The sequence below is a fragment of the Paraburkholderia phenazinium genome (assembly GCF_900142845.1).
Taxonomy (GTDB): domain Bacteria; phylum Pseudomonadota; class Gammaproteobacteria; order Burkholderiales; family Burkholderiaceae; genus Paraburkholderia; species Paraburkholderia phenazinium_A.
In genome coordinates this window covers 2,677,123-2,692,605 of the sequence record NZ_FSRU01000001.1, presented here as the reverse complement: position 1 = coordinate 2,692,605, position 15,483 = coordinate 2,677,123, and the positions used below count along the sequence as shown (strand labels likewise).

The 15,483-nt window shown below is 62.9% G+C and carries 18 protein-coding genes; 10 read left to right on the top strand and 8 right to left on the bottom strand.

Annotated elements, in window-relative coordinates; translation table 11 throughout:
• Positions 1-8: 8 nt before the first annotated feature.
• Entirely contained in the window at positions 9-860 is an 852-nt protein-coding gene (locus BUS12_RS11735) for a carbohydrate ABC transporter permease (RefSeq protein ID WP_074295850.1), read from the top strand.
• A 329-nt stretch (positions 861-1,189) separates the two neighbouring features.
• Here the strand turns inward: BUS12_RS11735 and BUS12_RS11730 are convergent, their stop codons facing one another.
• Together BUS12_RS11730 and BUS12_RS11725 are read right to left on the bottom strand one after the other, a co-directional pair.
• Entirely contained in the window at positions 1,190-1,630 is a 441-nt protein-coding gene (locus tag BUS12_RS11730) for a hypothetical protein (protein ID WP_143788306.1), read from the bottom strand.
• 250 nt (positions 1,631-1,880) lie between these two features.
• A complete protein-coding gene (locus BUS12_RS11725) occupies positions 1,881-2,528 on the bottom strand; it encodes a VTT domain-containing protein (RefSeq protein ID WP_074295848.1) in 648 nt (215 codons plus the stop codon).
• Positions 2,529-2,785: 257 nt separating this feature from the next.
• On the opposite strand from BUS12_RS11725, the gene BUS12_RS11720 reads away from it, so the two are divergent.
• A complete protein-coding gene (locus BUS12_RS11720) occupies positions 2,786-3,325 on the top strand; it encodes a GNAT family N-acetyltransferase (RefSeq protein WP_074297393.1) in 540 nt (179 codons plus the stop codon).
• 197 nt (positions 3,326-3,522) lie between these two features.
• On the opposite strand, the gene BUS12_RS11715 is transcribed toward BUS12_RS11720, so the two are convergent.
• The 4 genes from BUS12_RS11715 to BUS12_RS11700 all read right to left on the bottom strand — a co-directional run bounded on the left by BUS12_RS11715 (position 3,523) and on the right by BUS12_RS11700 (position 6,136).
• Complete coding sequence (locus BUS12_RS11715; RefSeq protein WP_074295847.1) at positions 3,523-4,584, bottom strand: alkene reductase; 1,062 nt, start codon at positions 4,582-4,584, stop codon at positions 3,523-3,525.
• Positions 4,585-4,670: 86 nt separating this feature from the next.
• Positions 4,671-4,973: an ArsR/SmtB family transcription factor gene (locus tag BUS12_RS11710; protein ID WP_074295846.1), complete on the bottom strand. Its 303-nt coding sequence runs from the start codon at positions 4,971-4,973 to the stop codon at positions 4,671-4,673.
• A gap of 359 nt (positions 4,974-5,332) precedes the next feature.
• On the bottom strand, positions 5,333-5,566 hold the full coding sequence (locus tag BUS12_RS11705; RefSeq protein ID WP_074295845.1) for a hypothetical protein: 234 nt from the start codon (positions 5,564-5,566) through the stop codon (positions 5,333-5,335).
• A 105-nt stretch (positions 5,567-5,671) separates the two neighbouring features.
• Positions 5,672-6,136, bottom strand: a complete 465-nt coding sequence (locus tag BUS12_RS11700) for an Lrp/AsnC family transcriptional regulator (protein WP_074295844.1) — start codon at positions 6,134-6,136, stop codon at positions 5,672-5,674.
• Positions 6,137-6,271: 135 nt separating this feature from the next.
• Here BUS12_RS11700 and BUS12_RS11695 point away from each other — a divergent pair, with 135 nt between their 5' ends.
• The gene (locus BUS12_RS11695; RefSeq protein WP_074295843.1) at positions 6,272-6,901 is read left to right on the top strand and encodes a LysE family translocator; all 630 of its coding nucleotides are present in this window, start codon (positions 6,272-6,274) and stop codon (positions 6,899-6,901) included.
• Between the two features lie 114 nt (positions 6,902-7,015).
• A complete protein-coding gene (locus BUS12_RS11690) occupies positions 7,016-7,336 on the top strand; it encodes a YnfA family protein (protein ID WP_074295842.1) in 321 nt (106 codons plus the stop codon).
• Positions 7,337-7,386: 50 nt separating this feature from the next.
• On the opposite strand, the gene BUS12_RS11685 is transcribed toward BUS12_RS11690, so the two are convergent.
• Complete coding sequence (locus tag BUS12_RS11685) at positions 7,387-7,893, bottom strand: DUF1993 domain-containing protein (protein ID WP_074297390.1); 507 nt, start codon at positions 7,891-7,893, stop codon at positions 7,387-7,389.
• A gap of 315 nt (positions 7,894-8,208) precedes the next feature.
• Between BUS12_RS11685 and BUS12_RS11680 the strand changes: the two genes are divergently transcribed.
• The 5 genes from BUS12_RS11680 (at position 8,209) to BUS12_RS11665 (ending at position 13,142) form a co-directional block, all read left to right on the top strand.
• Complete coding sequence (locus BUS12_RS11680; protein WP_074295841.1) at positions 8,209-9,768, top strand: S53 family peptidase; 1,560 nt, start codon at positions 8,209-8,211, stop codon at positions 9,766-9,768.
• Between the two features lie 145 nt (positions 9,769-9,913).
• Entirely contained in the window at positions 9,914-11,569 is a 1,656-nt protein-coding gene (locus BUS12_RS11675; protein ID WP_074295840.1) for a S10 family peptidase, read from the top strand.
• 228 nt (positions 11,570-11,797) lie between these two features.
• The gene (locus tag BUS12_RS11670) at positions 11,798-12,412 is read left to right on the top strand and encodes a hypothetical protein (protein ID WP_074295839.1); all 615 of its coding nucleotides are present in this window, start codon (positions 11,798-11,800) and stop codon (positions 12,410-12,412) included.
• 316 nt (positions 12,413-12,728) lie between these two features.
• Positions 12,729-12,863, top strand: coding sequence for a hypothetical protein (locus BUS12_RS39645; protein ID WP_290439559.1), 135 nt, complete (start codon positions 12,729-12,731; stop codon positions 12,861-12,863).
• Between the two features lie 12 nt (positions 12,864-12,875).
• Positions 12,876-13,142, top strand: coding sequence for an RNA recognition motif domain-containing protein (locus BUS12_RS11665; protein WP_074295838.1), 267 nt, complete (start codon positions 12,876-12,878; stop codon positions 13,140-13,142).
• 102 nt (positions 13,143-13,244) lie between these two features.
• Here the strand turns inward: BUS12_RS11665 and nadE are convergent, their stop codons facing one another.
• Positions 13,245-14,096 carry an ammonia-dependent NAD(+) synthetase gene (gene nadE, locus BUS12_RS11660; protein WP_074295837.1) on the bottom strand — a complete coding sequence of 284 codons (852 nt, stop codon included), beginning with the start codon at positions 14,094-14,096 and terminating at the stop codon, positions 13,245-13,247.
• Between the two features lie 339 nt (positions 14,097-14,435).
• Here nadE and BUS12_RS11655 point away from each other — a divergent pair, with 339 nt between their 5' ends.
• On the top strand, positions 14,436-15,449 hold the full coding sequence (locus BUS12_RS11655) for a L,D-transpeptidase (RefSeq protein WP_143788305.1): 1,014 nt from the start codon (positions 14,436-14,438) through the stop codon (positions 15,447-15,449).
• The last annotated feature ends 34 nt before the right edge of the window (positions 15,450-15,483 follow it).

The window sequence follows — 15,483 nt, the reverse complement described above, 5'->3', positions numbered from 1 at the left end:
AGGCCGTCATGTATCCAATGCCGATTGCCAAATGGAAGCCCACTTCACGGCGGCTGTACAAGCTGTCGCTGCCGGTGGCGTTGCTGATCTGGCTGTTGCCGATGATCGCCGTGCTGGTCACTTCGATCCGTTCGTCCGATGAGCTGAGCGAGGGCAACTACTGGGGCTGGCCGAAGCACTTTGCGATGTGGGACAACTATCGCGACGCGCTGACCACCTCGCCGATGCTGCATTACTTCTGGAATAGCGTGCTGATCACGTTGCCCGCCGTTGTCGGCTCGATCGCGCTGGCGTCGATGGCGGGCTTCGCGCTGGCGGTCTATCGCTTTCGCGGCAACAGTACGTTGTTTGCCACCTTTGTAGCCGGCAATTTCGTGCCGGTGCAGGTGCTGATGATTCCGGTGCGCGATCTGTCGTTGAAACTCGGACTGTTCAACACGGTCGGCGCGTTGATCCTGTTTCATGTGTCGTTTCAGACGGGATTCTGCGCGCTGTTTTTGCGTAACTTCATCAAGCAGTTGCCGTTCGAACTGATCGAGGCGGCGCGTATCGAGGGGGCCAACGAGTGGACGGTGTTCTTCAGGATCGTGCTGCCGCTGATTCGTCCGGCGCTGGCGGCGTTGGCGATTCTCGTGTTCACGTTTGTGTGGAACGACTACTTCTGGGCCTTGTGCCTGACCACCGGCGATGAAGCCGCGCCGATTACCGTAGGCGTTGCCGCGCTGAAGGGGCAGTGGACGACGGCTTGGAATCTGGTGTCGGCGGGGTCGATTCTGGCCGCGTTGCCGTCGGTGGCGATGTTCTTCGCGATGCAAAAACATTTCGTGGCGGGCCTGACGTTTGGCGCGACGAAAGGGTGAGTGAGCGGGGTAGGGTTATGCGATGAATTCGATGCGCTGTTCCGTGTTCTCCTCCGAGAGGGTTGCCCGCAGTCGCGGGCTTTTTTTTTGAACGCCAGAAAGACCAACGGCCACCTTTCGGTGGCCGTCGCATGCGGGACTCTCTATCTGTCTTTCGACGGAACTCCCACTCCAGGTGGGACCCGGTTTCCCGGGCGGCGCTACGTTTTCTGCACCCGCTTGTACGTAGTTTTCAGCGGCAATATTACCGCTCCGGTACTTTGTGGTCGAGGGGATGAGGGAAGGGGTACGGTCGCTGGAAAGCTGCGTGTGTCGTTACGCTCCGCTGTTCAATGGCCTTTTATGTACCAGGTCGCATAGCTTGCCACGAGCGCAATCTTGCACAGGCACTCCACCAGCGAGAGCGCAAACAGTTCATGTGCAATCGCGTATTCGAACGGCAATGCGGAGGCGAGCGCGAACACGCTTGCGGCGCATAGAAACGCGAAAGCGGCGCGTGCATAACGAACCCCGAAAAACGCAGCAGCCCCCACGCCGAGCAGCAGGCATTTGGCCAGCAGCAGCGCGATGACGCGCGTCAGGCCATCTGCGGGAAGCAGTTCCCAATGTGTTTCGACGATCGACCAGGCGCACACCAGCGCGATTGAAACCTGCATCGCGCGGTGCGCGAGCGGCGCCTTGTGGGCCCGCGACGCCGGTGCAGACAGTTGCTGTGCGGCGTCGAGGTGCGCGCGGCGCATGTGACCGTCCCATGCATCTTCGATGTTCATGAGTTTCTCCGTCATCCGACCGTGCTGTTTACGAAGTCTGCTCGATATAGGACGGCAACCCAAATTAAATATTGTTAAAAAGGGCGATTCAAACAAGTGGTTGTTGTTATTAAGGCGCAACTGGGCCGTCTGTGTCAGGTGGGTGACAGACAGATGAAGCGTTGCCTTTGCGCATTCGATGCGCACGGATTGGAGGCGACTGGGCACGCCAATCGCACGGCGTGCGAGCGTGACCAGGGCGCCTGGCAGATCAGACGCGTTGGCGCCGATTATTGACGAAGCGCCAGAGCGCGCTCACCAGCAGCGAGCCGACACCGAGCCCGACGCCAAGCAGCACGATCGAACTCATGTGATCGCGCACCACCGGCACATTGCCGAACAGATACCCGGCCGCCACCAGCGACACGATCCACAGCGCAGCGCCCGCTACGACAAACGACGTGAAGCGTGCGAACGTCATGCGCGAAACGCCTGCGACGAAGGGCGCGAAGGTGCGCACAACGGCAATGAACGGCGACAGCAGGAACGTCAGGCCGCCGCGTGCCTCATAGAAGGCGTGGGCCTTTTGCAGCGCGTGTCGATCGAGCCAACGGTACTCGGCGGTATAGACCTTCTCGCCGATCGCGCGGCCAATCAGAAAGTTGACGATGCTGCCGGCTACCGTCGCCGCAAACAGCACGGGAATCACCAGCCAGACACTGAGTGCACCGGTGGCGGCGAACGCGCCGCAGATGAAGATCAGCGGATCGCCAGGCAGAAAGAAGAGCGGCAGGAAGGCAATCTCGACGAACACGATGGCAAACAGCATGGCGTAGACAGCCGTGCCATATTGCGCGATCAGGCCGCCGAGGTTTCGGTCGAAGTGCAGGGCCACCTGCAGTAGGTGCATCAGATCCATCTTGAGTCGGAGAAGGGCAGGTGTCGGGAGTGTAGCGCTTGCGGGATGACGGAGGCAGGGCTTTTCGATCTGCGACGTGTTGCGACGCGATAGAGAGCGGGCTGTGCGCCTGTTCGTTTCACTGCGGCGGTGTCAAGCTGCGAGGCAGGCCCAGGTGTGCTCGGGACACATCACATCGGAATACGTGTGCGATGGGTCCCGGCCGCTGCGGTTCCGTGAGGTTCGACGCGGATGTCATCGATTTGCATCGGAAATTTATGCAGGACTCTTTCGCCTTCACTTTTCGCTTTGCCGAACCGGATGATACCGAGGCCGTGCGCGCCATCGAGTATGAAGCGGCACAGCGCTTTGCGACCATCGGCATGACGGGCATCGCCGATGCTCAACCAATGAATGCGGACTTCGTGCACCGCAAGATCGCGGCATCGGAGATTGTGGTTGCGTTGAACGACGCGGCGCGCTGCGTCGGATTCGTGATGTTTGCGCCGCTGCCGACGCGCTTCTATATCGAGGAACTGGATGTGCTCACTGCCTGGGCCGGGCGGCGCATCGGCGCGGCGCTGCTCGAGCAGGTAGACGGACTTGCACGCAAGGCGGGTGCGCGGCGCCTGGTGCTGTCGACCTTTCGCGACGTGCCCTGGAATGCGCCGTACTACGAGCGCTTGGGCTTTAGCGTGATCCCGGGCGAGCAGCTTGATGCGAAGCTGCGTGCGATTCGTGCCGCGCATGTTGACCGTGGGCTTGACGAAACGAAACGTGTGTTCATGTGCCGCGAAGTTGCCGCGGCGCAGCCATGATGTGTTCGAGGGCTTGGGCCCGCCCACGCGGCGAAACGGTGACGCAGCCTCGCTAGCATGGAGAGCGGCGATAACCGACAAAAACGCGGCGGGCATGACCGGAATGCTATCCGGTCATGCCCGCCGCATGTCTTGCCGGCTTTGCATGCCGGCTCGTTTGACTGCTCGTTTGGGTGCCTAAGCTACGCTTGTCGCGCTTATTCCACCGTTTCCAGCGCCGGATAGTCGGTATAGCCGGTCTCGCCTTCCGCGTAATACGTCGACGGGTTCGGCTGGTTCAGCGGCGCGTCCAGTTCGAAGCGGCGCGGCAGATCCGGATTGGCGATGAAGAGCTGGCCCCACGCCACGGCATCCGCTTCGCCCGCGTCGAGGACCTTCTGCGCCGATTCCTTGGTGAACTTCTCGTTGGCGATGTACGGGCCGCCGAACGCCGCCTTCAACTGCGGGCCGAGGCGATTGTCGCCGAGCGCTTCGCGGGCCGCGATAAACGCGATCTTGCGCTTGCCGAGTTCGCGCGCCACATAGCCGAAGGTCGCGGCGGCATTCGAGTCGCCCATCGTATGCGCATCGCCGCGCGGCGCGAGGTGCATGCCGACGCGATTGGCGCCCCACACGTCGATACACGCATCGGTCACTTCCAGCATCAGGCGGGCACGGTTTTCAATCGAGCCGCCGTACGCGTCGGTACGCTGGTTGGTGCTGTCCTGCAGGAACTGGTCGAGCAGATAGCCGTTCGCACCGTGCACCTGGACGCCGTCGAAACCGGCTGCCTTGGCATTTTCCGCACCCTTGCGATACGCCTCCACGATGCCCGGAATTTCGGCCAGTTCGAGCGCGCGCGGCGTCACAAACGGGCGCTCCGGACGCACGAGGCTCACGTGGCCTTTCGGCGCGATCGCGCTCGGTGCAACCGGCGTTTCGCCGTTCAGGAATATCGGATCCGAGATGCGACCCACGTGCCACAACTGCAGGAAGATCTTGCCGCCGGCGGCATGCACCGCGCTGGTGACGAGCTTCCAGCCTTCCACCTGTTCCTGCGACCAGATTCCCGGCGTGGCTGCGTAGCCGACGCCTTGCTGCGTGACCGACGTGGCCTCGCTGATGATCAGGCCGGCCGAGGCGCGCTCGGCGTAGTACTTCGCCATCAGCGCGTTCGGCACGCGGACGTCGCCGGCGCGCTGGCGCGTCAGCGGCGCCATGATGATGCGGTTTTTCAGCGTGAGATCGCCAATCTGAAGCGGGTCAAAAAGAGTCGGCATAAGAGGTCACCTTTCCTGGCGGGCACAGTGCCCGCCTCGATAAGAACAGCGTGATGAAAGAGGCGCAGCGAAGCAGTCGCGAGGCGTCAGAGGTCCGTATTCATGTGCTCGAGAAACGCCTGGATGACGGGCTCGTTGCGCTTGAAAAACACCCACTGGCCGACCCGCTTCGACGTGACCAGACCGGCGCGCTGCAAGGCGGCCAGGTGCGCCGACACCGTGGACTGCGACAGACCGCAGCAGGCGTCGATCTTGCCGGCGCACACGCCCTGGTCCAGCGGCAGTTCCTGGTCGCCGAAGTGCGCTTGCGGGTCCCTCAGCTTCGCGAGGATTTCGCGGCGGATGGGATTGGCAAGCGCCTTGTGGATCGCATCGATGTCGAGAGTCATCGGGGGAATTTCGAGTTCATGAACGGCGGGCAGAGTCGCAGGAGTAACGGCCTGGCAGCTGCATCGCAACAACACGAATCATATATCGTTTTTTTACGATATGCATAAGCCACTACTGCGGATGGGGTCGATAGCAGGGTTTGATGACGGGGATCAATCTGGGCGTGGCGTAGCGCAGTACGGCGGGGCGAGGTCTCGCGCGCTGTGACGCCCGGCTTGCGCCACGGGGGCGTACGAACGCAACTAACGGTCAGCCCCGCCAAGCCCCTCCGAATACGCGCGGAGCTGGCGGCGCAACGAAGAAGGCTAGCTACCGCGCGACCCGTCGCAGCTACGCAGCAAGGCGGCAGCTAGGCCACTCAGCGTTTGCCGTCAAGCAGATCGCCGAGCAATTCGTCGAAAGCGGCTTGCGCGTCTTCCAGCTCCTGCAGGGCGGCGTCGAAGGTTTGCAGCGCGAATTGCGAGGGCCGTCCTTCGCCTTGGGGCGGAAATTGCGATTGCAGCGACGCGAAAGCCGACTGCACCCGCTGCGTGGCAGCCAGCACGCGCTCCATCGCGCGCGATTCTTCGGCTCGCGCCTGTTCGTGATTCATGGGAAAAACTCCGTAGTTCATCCGGCGCGGGCCTCGTGCCTTGCCGTGCCGGTCACTATGCCATGACTCGCACACGCTGCACGGCGGACGCGCCGCTCAGGGGGATCAGTTCAGCGGCAAGCCGCCATTGGCCTTGATTTCACGCAGCGACAGCGCCGACTCGACCGAGGTGACGCCGGGCAGGCTGCGCATCTCGTCGCGCAGGAAGGTGCCGAAGTCGTCGAGATCGCGCGCGACCACCTGCAGCACGTAGTCCGCGCTGCCCGACACGTTGTGGCACGAGAGGATGCGCGAGATGGCCAGCACTTCGCGCTCGAAGCGGGTGGCCACCGCGCGGTCGTGCACCGCGAAGCGCACATAGACGAACGCGACCACGCCATAGCCAAGGGCCGAGCGCGACAGCATGGCGCGGTACTGGTCGATATAGCCGTCGTTCTCGAGGCGCTTCAGGCGGCGCGCGCAAGGCGTTTCGCTCAGGCCGACGATTTCCGCGAGGCGGGCGTTCGACATGCGCCCGTCCTTCTGCAGCGCGGCCAGGATGGCACGGTCGACTTTGTCGAGATCATTCATGGTTGGGGGAAAGCTGCTATGCGATTATGAAATTCTAGCGTATTCCCCTAGCGGTTATTTGTTTTCACCTGTAACTCGCCAGAAATCCCTCCCGCTTTGATAGCAAGATAGAGCCCTTATAAACATGAGGCTCACATGATTTCCGCGCATCTTCTGATCGTCTATATGGCTGCATTGTTCGTCGTCTATGCCGTACCCGGGCCGGACATGGCCCTGCTGCTGCAGACAAGCATTGCACGCGGCGCCCGCACGGGTTTCGCCACGGCCGGCGGTCTGGGTCTGGCGCGGGCGACTCACGTGACCCTGTCCGCGTGCGGGATGGCCGCCTTGCTGCGCAGCGCCCCGTGGCTTTACGAAGTCGTGCGGTACGGCGGCGCGGTGTACCTGGGCTGGGTCGCCGTGCAGATCTTCCGCTCGCCGGTGTTTGCCCTGCCTGCAAGCGCCGCCGTGAGCGACGAACCGCAGCCGTTGCGCGCCGCCTTCGTCAAGGGGCTGCTGACCAATCTGCTCAATCCCAAGGCACTCCTGTTCTGTTCGGTGCTGCTGCCGCAGTTCGTGCGGCCCGAGGCCGGTCCCGTCGCGTTGCAGATGGCCGAGCTCGGCGTCGTGCTGGTGGCGATCGGCGCGTGCTTCGATGCAACCTATGCGATCGGCGCCGCGCGCATTTCGAACTGGATGCGAGCTCATCCGCTCGCGCAAACGGTGCAGCGCTGGACCTTTTCCGCCGCCCTGATCGGCTTTGCCTTGCGCCTGTCGCTCGACTAGCCGCGCGCCGCAGCGCCGGCAAAGTGATTGTGTTAATAAAGGCGATAGACGCGACGGCGCAAACGGCGCCTCGCTGTCTGCCGATACTCAATCACTCACACTATTTGCCGTTCGATGAAGACTTTTCTGCTGTATGCCGTGACCGCCATTGCCGAGATCCTGGGCTGTTATCTACCCTGGCGTTGGCTCAAGGACGGGGGCTCCGCATGGCTGCTGGTGCCCGGCGCGCTGAGTCTCGCCGCGTTTGCGTGGTTACTGACGTTGCACGGCGCGGCCGCCGGCCGGGTGTATGCGGCCTATGGCGGCGTCTACGTGGCGGTGGCGATTCTGTGGCTGTGGTGCGTCGAGCAGGTGCGGCCAACCCTCTGGGACCTGGCCGGTGTGGCGTTCACGCTGGCCGGCATGAGCATCATTGCCTTCCAGCCGCGTATCTGAGCGGTGGCGGCCTGAGTGGCCACGCGAGCGGCCAGCCAGGGCCGCTGCCCTTAACGGCCGCCGAGGTAGTCCAGCTTGCCGAGTTCGACACCGTTGTGGCGCAGGATGTCGTAGCTGGTCGTCACGTGGAAGTAGAAGTTCGGCAGCACGAACTGCAGCAGATAGCTCAGGCCGGTAAATTCGATCGGCCCGCTGCGCATCTTCAGCGTGATCGAGCGTTCTTCCGAGCCGTCGATCTGCGCCGCATTGAATTCCTTCAGGTAATCAATCGTTTTCTGAATGCGCGCGTGCAGGTCTTCGAACGTCGTTTCGACGTCGTCGTACTTGGGCGGCTCGACGCCGGCGAGACGCGCGGCGCAGCCTTTGGCGGTATCGGTCGTGATGTAGACCTGGCGCACGAGCGGCAGCATGTCCGGAAAGAGACGGGCGCCGATGAACACCGACGGGTCGATCTGCTTTTCGGCGGCGTGCGCCTCGGCCTTGCCGAGAATGGCTTGCAGGTTGGTCAAGCCGCGCACCAGCACGGGCACGGACGCTTGATACATCGAAATGGACATGGAACGTTCCTCTGATTCACTCGGATTCTTCGACGCGCGCGCACGTTCGGCGCACGAGCCAATGCAACGGCTGGTTCGCCGCTGCAGCATCATAGCGCGACCTGTGTGACGCACGCATTGACGTTGGCCATCCGGACAACTGTTGCCCGTCCCGGAACTGTGTTGGAATGGATTTGTCGGACGGCTTGACGTGTCCTGGCAACCAGACCCCCGCGTGGGCCGTGCCGCAATCCGTTGCTATCACCGGTACGGATGGGCGCGCCCGCCGGGACTACCGTGCAGCCTCACGGCTGCGCACCGAGGAGTATCGAAACAATGGCCAAGCATCCCCTGCAAGGAAGTGAGCGATCGGTAGCGGAAGGTTCAACGCTGGTCGGCAATTGCAATCCCGCAGAACGCATTCAGGTGCACGTGGTCTTGCGCCGTCACGCGCAGGCGCAGTTCGACGCCTTGCTCGGCAAAATCGAAGCGGGCGATCCGGGCGTCAAGCCGTTGTCGCGTGAAGCCTTTGCCAAGGAATTCGGCGCAGCGGCGGAGGATATCGCCAAGGTCAAAACTTTTGCGGCGCAGTCCGGCCTGACGGTGGTGCGCGAAGACCCGGCTGCGCGCACCGTCGTACTGGGCGGCACGATCGCACAGTTCCAGTCGGCGTTCGACGTGGAACTGCAGCATTACCAGCACCATGCCATCGGCCAGTATCGCGGCCGTACCGGCACGATCAGCGTGCCCGATAATCTATCGGGCATCGTGACGGCCGTGCTGGGGCTCGACAACCGGCCGCAGGCGCGTCCGCACTTCCGTATTCGCCCGCCTATCCACGCGTCGAAGTCGCCGCAGCCGGCGTCGTTCACGCCATTGCAGGTCGCTACGCTCTACCAGTTCCCGCAAGGCGACGGCAGCGGCGAGTGCGTCGGCATTATCGAACTCGGCGGCGGCTACGAGACCTCCGACCTCAATACCTATTTTTCCAACCTCGGCGTCAACGGACCCACGGTGGTCGCGGTGGGCGTCGACAACGGCGCCAACCGGCCCACCGGCGACGCCAATGGGCCGGACGGCGAAGTGACGCTCGATATCGAGGTGGTCGGGGCCATCGCGCCGGGCGCCAAAGTCGCGGTCTACTTCACGACGAACACCGATACCGGCTTCATCGACGCAGTCAGCAGCGCGGTTCACGACACCACCAACAAGCCATCGGTCATTTCGATCAGTTGGGGCGGTCCTGAGTCGTCGTGGACGTCGCAATCGCTGCAGGCGTTCAACAGCGTGCTGCAAGCCGCCGCGACCATGGGCGTGACGGTTTGCGTGGCCTCGGGCGACAGCGGCTCGAGCGATGGTTCGGGCAGCGGCAACGTGGTCGATTTCCCCGCCTCCAGCCCATACGTGCTGGCGTGCGGCGGCACGCGGCTGACGGCGTCGGGGCAAACCATCACGAAGGAGGTGGTGTGGAACGACGGCACCCAGGGCGGCGCGACCGGTGGCGGGGTCAGCACGGCGTTTGCGGTGCCGACGTGGCAGCAGGGCTTGTCGTCCACCAGTAAGGAAGGCGTGAAAACGGCGCTCAGCGGACGCGGCGTGCCGGACGTGGCGGGCGACGCCTCGCCGGACAGCGGCTACGACGTGCTGATCGACGGTTCGCAAACGGTGGTGGGCGGCACGAGCGCGGTGGCGCCGCTGTGGGCGGCGCTGATTGCCCGCATCAATGCGGCCAACGGTGCGCCGGTGGGCTTCGTCAATCCGAAGCTGTATGCCGCGCCCAGCGCGCTGCGCGACATTACGCAGGGCAACAACGGCAGCTATGAAGCATCGGCGGGCTGGGATGCCTGTACCGGACTTGGCAGCCCCAATGGCGAGAAAGTCGCGGCGGCACTATAGTCGTGCGGGCAGGCGTGCGGCGACGCCGCCGCCTGTTTGTGGTGTGCGGGTTTGAGTAGCAAAGCAGAGTGGTTCGTGACCAGAGACAGCGCCTATGCGGCGCCCATACGATGTAAATGACGTAAACGAATCCGATGGAGCGATCATGACGAACACCGAGTCAGGTTCCGGCAGTCCGCAGTCGTCACACAATTCCCATGCTGCTCCCGCCGGGGCGGCCGCGAAGGCGGCGCACCCTGCCGGAGATCAGCCGTTCTTCGATCCCGTCGCTTACGGTAACGGCCCCAACGACTCCGTGACCGACGCGACGGAGAACGCCGCCATCACGAAGCACACGATCGTGATCGGCGGCCGCAAGATTCCCTATACCGCGACGGCCGGCCACCTCGTGACGGTCGATCCAAGCAGTTCCGTCCCCAACGCCAAGATGTTCTACGTGGCGTTCACGGCGGACAACCAGAAGGAAGACACCCGTCCCGTTACGTTTTTCTACAACGGTGGACCGGGTTCGTCCTCGGTCTTCGTGCTGCTCGGCTCGTTTGCGCCGCGCCGTATCAAGACGGCGATGCCGAGCTTCACGCCGCCCGCGCCGTATTCGCTGGAAGACAACCCCGACAGCCTGCTCGACAAGAGCGACCTGGTGTTTATCAATCCGGTCGGCACTGGCTACTCGGCGGCCATTGCGCCGAACACGAACCGCAATTTCTGGGGCGTGGATCAGGACGCGAACTCGATCAAGCAGTTCATCAAGCGCTTTCTGACCAAGAACAACCGCTGGAACTCGCCGAAGTTTCTCTATGGCGAGTCGTACGGCACCGCGCGTAGCTGCGTGCTGGCTTACCTGCTGCACGAGGACGGCGTCGATCTGAACGGCATCACGCTGCAGTCGTCGATTCTCGACTACACGCAGTCGGGCAATCCGGTTGGCGCGTTGCCCACGGCTGCCGCGGACGCCTGGTACCACAAGAAGCTCGGCATCGCGCCCACGCCGACCGATCTCGGCGCGTTTGCCGAAGAAGTCGCCCAGTTCTCGCGCACCGATTACCTTGCCGCGTTGCGCAAAGTGCCGGCCACGGATCCCGCGACGGTCGAAAAGCTGAGCGAATACACCGGTATCGACAAGGCGACGCTGCTCGCGTGGAGTCTCGACATCGCCGGGTACGATAGCCGCGGCAATTCGCTGTTCCTGACCACCTTGCTGAAATCGAAGGGGCTCGCGCTCGGGGAATATGACGGCCGCGTGACCGCCATCGAAACCGGCATCGCGGGCAAGATCAATCCGAACTCGGGCGGCAACGATCCGACCATGACGGCGGTGACGGGCGTCTACACGACCATGTGGAACGTCTATCTGAACGAGCAGTTGCTGTACACGTCGAACTCGTCGTTCACCGATCTGAACGATCAGGCGTTCCAGTACTGGGACTTCAGCCATATCGATCCGACCGGCGCGCAGAAAGGCATCGACGCGAAGGGCAACGTGATTCTCTACACCGCCGGCGACCTCGCGGCGGTCATGGCGCTGAACGTGGACCTGAAGGTGCTGTCGGCGAACGGCTTTTACGACTTTGTCACGCCGTTTTACCAGACCGTGCTCGACCTGCAGCAGATGCCGCTCGTCAGCCCGCAGGTACGCCAGAACCTCTCCGCGCGTTTCTATCCTTCGGGGCACATGATCTATCTCGACGGCAATTCGCGCACGGCGCTCAAAGCGGATGTGGCCAAGATGTATGACGCAGCCGTCGCCAACACCGGCGCTATGTTGCGCATCCGGGATTTGCAGGCCCGCAGGCCGAGCTAGGCGTCGTGCGCGGGTGAGACGGTAGGGTGCGGCAATCTGCTGCACCCGGCACCCGGCGCCAAGCGGCAACGAAAGCACACGACGTATCGGTCATTTCTTCTCCGGTATGCCGCCTGGCCTCTTTCGAAACCGCGTCCGCACCGGGTGAATTTTCCTCGTCGGGAGTGAATGTGTTTTAATTGTCCTGCGAATTTAACCATTCCGCGTCAAGGCCTGGCGCGCTGAAGAATGAATCCAGGAAAGGCAGGCAGGCGGGACGAACCGCAACGCAGCAGGAAATCCGGCGCCGTGTGCGCGTTCAAACAGGCTTATCGTCGTGACGTTGGACGGGTTGCGCGGATTGGCATTGTCGTGATGTTCGGCGCGGTTGCCGGATTGCGCGCCGGCCAGGCCGCGGCGCAGAGTGCCGCGATGCTGGACGAGCACGTGACCCAGCAGTCGATCGCCGGCACGATCTGCCGTCCCGACTACGCCGACGCCGTCTCGCCGCCGTTCGACGTCATGATGGAGTACAAGCAACGGTTGCTGGCCGAGCGCGGCATTGCCGCAGACGACGGCACCGACTACGCGCTCGACCGGCGCGTGCCGGTCTTGCTGGGCGGTTCACCTGACGCACCGGCCAATCTCGACCTGCTGCCGTGGGCGGGCACCGGCGGCGAGCGCCGCAAGGCGCGCTTCGTGGTGCACCTCAAACGTTGCGTCTGCGAAGGCAAATTGAGCCTGAGCGATGCGCAGGCTGCCATCGTCGGTAACTGGTCCGCGGCGTACGCGGGGTTTGGCCGGGACTCGTGCGATGTGAGCGGTGTCAACGTGGCCACCAGCAGCCACGACAGTGAACCATGACACGCTGCGTGCGAGCCGTTCCCATCGTCCCTTGATCCCGTGCCTCGCCTGAAATGTGGCGGTCCCGCCAAAGCGCGCGGTTTAGATATTTGTTTGCGCGCTTATTCAGGTACAGTGCATTAATGGGTTTTTTCGACGCTGCCTGTCTCAGGCGATTACCGTCAACAGGTCATTGCACTTTTCGGCCTGGTCCGGTGAGCCTTGCTGGGAGTGGGATGGCAGGAATCGAAATTGCTCACGACAATGTGTCGCATCGTATCCGCGGTCGATTCTTTCTATCCTGATAACGGGACGAAATTCGAAGGGGAGATTTGAAATGATTGCCTTATATCTGTCATTGGCCGCATTCGGCGCAGCCCTGATCACCGGCGCCGCCGCCATCGCGGAAGCCAGAAAGCGCGCCAGCCTGCAGCCCATCCGCATTCGCAGCACCGACCGCCGCGGGCGCTAAGGCGTTGCGAACATGAACCTGTTCGTCAGTAACATCGCCCAATCGTGTTCCGAGCAGGAGGTGCGCGAGTTTCTCGAGCATGAACTGGGGCACTACGCGAAAAGCATAACGGTTCATGAGATCGGGACGCCCAAGGCGTCTGCCACCGTCGAACTGGCAACGGACGGCCCTTATGTCGGCGAAGTCATTGCGCGGCAGTTGCAGGGCAAGCATCTGGGCGGCGTTCCGCTGGCAGCGAGCGGCGAACTGTTCGACGAAGAAGATCCGCCGCCCGGCTGAGCGGCGCTTTGTCCCAGGTTTTTTAGTCGGCGGCTGGGTGGGCATATGCCCACCCAGCCGTCGGTCACGTCGTCGCGCACTTCTCGATGCGCGATCGATCGTTCACGACTGCTCAGGCCAGTCGAATGGCGTGTACGGCAGTGCACGCTTGTGACGCGTGCTTTCATAGAAGCGCAGCACGGTCTCGCGGGCGGCTGCCGTCACCTCCTTGCCCTCCAGAAAATCGTCGATGTCGTCGTACGGGATGCCATACGCATCTTCGTCGGGACGTTGCGGACGCAACATTTCCAGATCCGCGGTCGGCACCTTGTGCGCCAGTGCGTCGGGGGCGCCCAGGGCTCGGGCGACAGCACGCACCCGTCGTTTATTGAGGCCCGCGAGCGGCAGGATGTCCGCGCCGCCATCGCCGAATTTGGTGAAAAATCCCATGACCGATTCGGCCGCATGGTCGGTGCCGATCACGACGCCGCCGCGCGCTCCCGCCACCGCGTACTGCGCAATCATGCGTTGCCGCGCCTTGATATTGCCGTGCACGAAGTCCTGCTGCGCGGCGTCGGCGAACGGCACGCCGGCGGCGCTCAGTGAGGCGAGCATGGCGTCGGCCGCGGGCTTGATGTCGATACTCAGGTTTTCGTCGGCGCGAATGAAGGCGAGTGCCTGCTGCGCATCCGCTTCGTCCTGCTGGACCCCATAAGGCAGGCGCACCGCGACGAAGCGCGCTTCGTAGTGCTCCGCGCGCAAGCGTTCGACCGCAATCTGCGCGAGACGCCCCGCCGTGGTTGAATCGACGCCGCCGCTAATGCCTAGCACATAGGTCTTCAGACCGCTCGCGCGCAGGTACTGCACAAGAAACGCGACGCGCCGCTCGATCTCCCGCTCTGCGACGAAGTCCTCGGTGACATGCATTTCCGCGGCGATGCGCCGTTGGCGTTCGAGCGAATCGGGTTGAGTCATGTTCTTCCTTTGCAAGTGGGCGGTTGACCGAAAGGGAGGCCGGGCCCGTGTTCAACTGGGCATGGCCGGTGGCTATTTTGCCGGTTATGCCGCTCATCTGCAGCAGCCGGTTTAGCGGGGCATTTCCAGTTTATATTCAATCTGCTGGTCGATTTAAATGCGTCAGCGCGGTGTCAGATAAATGTCGGATATTGAAAGCGTGGCCCGCGGCGAGCGAGCGGAACGGTGATCGACAGAAATAGATGCGCTGAGTAATATCGTGTCTATCTGCACGCTGAATGGACCGCCTGACGGTCAATGCTTGACGGTCGATAACAGGCAGATTTCCTCAAATACACGATGAACCACAAGAAGCGGCTTGACCAGCCTGTGAAAAACAGAACGTTTCATTGGACTGAAATTCATCGGCGTATCGCTAACCGGGCGCCATGCGTTGAAAATAAAATCCGTGCGTTGTCCGCCGTATTATTTTCGTGCTGTTTTAGCCTTGCGTTCGCTGCGGGTACGCCGAAGAGCGAAGCCGCGCCGCCGGTCGATATCACGGCCTCCGCCGTCGCGGCGCCGGACGCCGCGGGGGTGGTCGATCCGCATCGGGCGCTGCTGTTGCGCGCCGTGTTTGCCCGCGTCGTCACCCGCCGTCTGAATGTGCCGGCGGCGGCCCAGCAGGAATACGGCGAACGGCTCGAGGCGGCGCTTGAGCAAAATCAGCTCGGCAATCTGTCGGGCGAATACGTCGTGCTGGTCGATCGGAACGCCAACGTCCAGGCGCTCTTCATCTATTTTCGTCCTACGCCTTCCGACAAGTGGGTGATGATCGGGGCGTCCCCAGTAGCGACGGGAAGGCCGGGCGAGTTCGACCACTTCATCACGCCGCTCGGCGTGTTCGAACATACGCCCGACAACATGGATTTCCGCGCCGAAGGCACGATGAACCAGAACGGCATTCGCGGCTACGGCAAGCGCGACATGCGGATCTTCGATCTCGGCTGGGCGCAGGGCGAACGCGGCTGGGGCAAGGGGGGCATGTCGCAGATGCGCTTTCAGATGCATGCCACGGATCCCGACAAGCTCGAACCGCTGCTCGGCATTCGTCATTCGAAAGGCTGCGTGCGGATTCCCGCGTCGCTCAATGTGTTCTTCGATCACTACGGCATTCTCGATGCCGAGTATGAGGCGCTTGTCGAGTCGGGCAAGTCGCTATGGGTGCTGCATAGCGATCGTCAGGTGACGCCGTGGGCAGGGCGTTACATCGTCGTGGTCGACTCGGAACGCAAGAAGCGTCCGGCATGGTCGCCGGCGCCGGGCAGCAAAGCGGTGGCGAAAGTGCCGGCCGCCGCGGATACGGCCGATTGACAGGGGCGGGCGCGGCAAAGCCTGCCGGAGCGCT

Excerpts from the sequence above, each read along its gene's own strand:
- BUS12_RS11735 (WP_074295850.1), top strand. The coding sequence starts at position 9 with ATGTATCCAATGCCGATTGCCAAATGGAAGCCCACTTCACGGCGGCTG.
- BUS12_RS11730 (WP_143788306.1), bottom strand. The coding sequence starts at position 1,630 with ATGAACATCGAAGATGCATGGGACGGTCACATGCGCCGCGCGCACCTC.
- BUS12_RS11725 (WP_074295848.1), bottom strand. The coding sequence starts at position 2,528 with ATGGATCTGATGCACCTACTGCAGGTGGCCCTGCACTTCGACCGAAAC.
- BUS12_RS11720 (WP_074297393.1), top strand. The coding sequence starts at position 2,786 with ATGCAGGACTCTTTCGCCTTCACTTTTCGCTTTGCCGAACCGGATGAT.
- BUS12_RS11715 (WP_074295847.1), bottom strand. The coding sequence starts at position 4,584 with ATGCCGACTCTTTTTGACCCGCTTCAGATTGGCGATCTCACGCTGAAA.
- BUS12_RS11710 (WP_074295846.1), bottom strand. The coding sequence starts at position 4,973 with ATGACTCTCGACATCGATGCGATCCACAAGGCGCTTGCCAATCCCATC.
- BUS12_RS11705 (WP_074295845.1), bottom strand. The coding sequence starts at position 5,566 with ATGAATCACGAACAGGCGCGAGCCGAAGAATCGCGCGCGATGGAGCGC.
- BUS12_RS11700 (WP_074295844.1), bottom strand. The coding sequence starts at position 6,136 with ATGAATGATCTCGACAAAGTCGACCGTGCCATCCTGGCCGCGCTGCAG.
- BUS12_RS11695 (WP_074295843.1), top strand. The coding sequence starts at position 6,272 with ATGATTTCCGCGCATCTTCTGATCGTCTATATGGCTGCATTGTTCGTC.
- BUS12_RS11690 (WP_074295842.1), top strand. The coding sequence starts at position 7,016 with ATGAAGACTTTTCTGCTGTATGCCGTGACCGCCATTGCCGAGATCCTG.
- BUS12_RS11685 (WP_074297390.1), bottom strand. The coding sequence starts at position 7,893 with ATGTCCATTTCGATGTATCAAGCGTCCGTGCCCGTGCTGGTGCGCGGC.
- BUS12_RS11680 (WP_074295841.1), top strand. The coding sequence starts at position 8,209 with ATGGCCAAGCATCCCCTGCAAGGAAGTGAGCGATCGGTAGCGGAAGGT.
- BUS12_RS11675 (WP_074295840.1), top strand. The coding sequence starts at position 9,914 with ATGACGAACACCGAGTCAGGTTCCGGCAGTCCGCAGTCGTCACACAAT.
- BUS12_RS11670 (WP_074295839.1), top strand. The coding sequence starts at position 11,798 with ATGAATCCAGGAAAGGCAGGCAGGCGGGACGAACCGCAACGCAGCAGG.
- BUS12_RS39645 (WP_290439559.1), top strand. The coding sequence starts at position 12,729 with ATGATTGCCTTATATCTGTCATTGGCCGCATTCGGCGCAGCCCTGATC.
- BUS12_RS11665 (WP_074295838.1), top strand. The coding sequence starts at position 12,876 with ATGAACCTGTTCGTCAGTAACATCGCCCAATCGTGTTCCGAGCAGGAG.
- nadE (WP_074295837.1), bottom strand. The coding sequence starts at position 14,096 with ATGACTCAACCCGATTCGCTCGAACGCCAACGGCGCATCGCCGCGGAA.
- BUS12_RS11655 (WP_143788305.1), top strand. The coding sequence starts at position 14,436 with ATGAACCACAAGAAGCGGCTTGACCAGCCTGTGAAAAACAGAACGTTT.